The organism is Lactobacillus sp. UMNPBX1, assembly GCF_002554085.1.
In the GTDB taxonomy this organism is placed as follows: Bacteria; Bacillota; Bacilli; order Lactobacillales; family Lactobacillaceae; genus Lactobacillus; species Lactobacillus crispatus.
In genome coordinates this window covers 1-1,194 of the sequence record NZ_PCZI01000051.1, presented here as the reverse complement: position 1 = coordinate 1,194, position 1,194 = coordinate 1, and the positions used below count along the sequence as shown (strand labels likewise).

The 1,194-nt window shown below is 39.0% G+C and carries 1 protein-coding gene; it reads left to right on the top strand.

Features of this window, described 5'->3' with window-relative positions; all coding sequences use genetic code 11:
- Positions 1-110 precede the first annotated feature (110 nt).
- Positions 111-1,157 carry an IS30 family transposase gene (locus tag CP352_RS10715; RefSeq protein WP_089147441.1) on the top strand — a complete coding sequence of 349 codons (1,047 nt, stop codon included), beginning with the start codon at positions 111-113 and terminating at the stop codon, positions 1,155-1,157.
- Positions 1,158-1,194: the final 37 nt, after the last annotated feature.

The window sequence follows — 1,194 nt, the reverse complement described above, 5'->3', positions numbered from 1 at the left end:
GGCGGATTGTAAAATCAAATTGAACACTTCGTTCAAATATTAAAAAAAGTCCATTTGGACTCTTTGATAGAATGTAATTAACCACAAAAACTTCTAGAAAAGAGATTCAAATGAACTTATTACATTCTATCACAGACACTCATACTAAAGGCAAGCATCTTTCTTTTGAAAACAGAGTTGAAATCCAAACTTTGCGCAAAGAAGGCTATTCCATGCGTGCTATTGCACGCAAGCTTAACTGCTCTCCTAGTACGATCAAATATGAAATAGATCGCGGTACTGTCACTTTGTATAACGGCAATGTCAAACGCTATCACGCTAAAGCTGGTCAAGAGGCTTATAATTGTCACCGCTTGAATTCTGGACGTAAGCCGCACTATCTGCTTAAGAAGCACTTCATTGATTATGTGCAAGAACATTTCTTTAACTCTGGCTGGTCTTTGGATGCCTGTGTTGGCCGCTCCCTGGCAACGGGACTGTTTACCAGGAATCAGATTGTCTGCACCAGAACTCTTTACCGCTACGTAGATTCAGGCCTTCTCCAGATTCAAAATACTGATCTGCCAGAAAAACTTACCCGCAATACCAAAACCAAGCGTATTCGTGCAAATAAAAAGAAACTTGGCCGCAGTATTGAAGACAGGCCCAAATATATTGATCAGCGCAAAGAGTTCGGTCACTGGGAATGTGATCTGGTCTTAGGGCATAAAACCAAAGACGATGAAGTTCTGCTGACCTTGTATGAGCGAATGACCCGTAAGTTCATGATAGTTCCAATTCCTGACAAGACAGCTGGCAGCGTAATGACGGCCTTTAACAACTTGAAGGCTCAATATCAAGAACATTGGAATGAAGTCTTTAAAACGGTAACTACAGACAACGGTTCTGAATTTGCGGATCTTTCCCAGCTTGAGGATATCTCAAACACTTTAGTCTACTATGCTCATCCTTATACTTCTTGTGATAAAGGCGGGGTTGAATGTCATAATCGTTTAATTAGACGCTTTATTCCTAAAGGTGAGTATGTTAAGAATTATAGCTTGGATGACATCTTCTCAATTGAGCTCTGGATTAATGATCTACCTAGAAAAGTATTGAGCTACCATACTCCAGATGAACTATTTGAAAGAAGATTAGATTCAATATACAGAATTTAATTTTCAAAAGTGTTCAATTTGAAATTGCAATTTTCGA

What these genes read in the sequence shown, in the direction of transcription:
- CP352_RS10715 (WP_089147441.1), top strand. Translation starts at nt 111, where the DNA reads ATGAACTTATTACATTCTATCACAGACACTCATACTAAAGGCAAGCAT.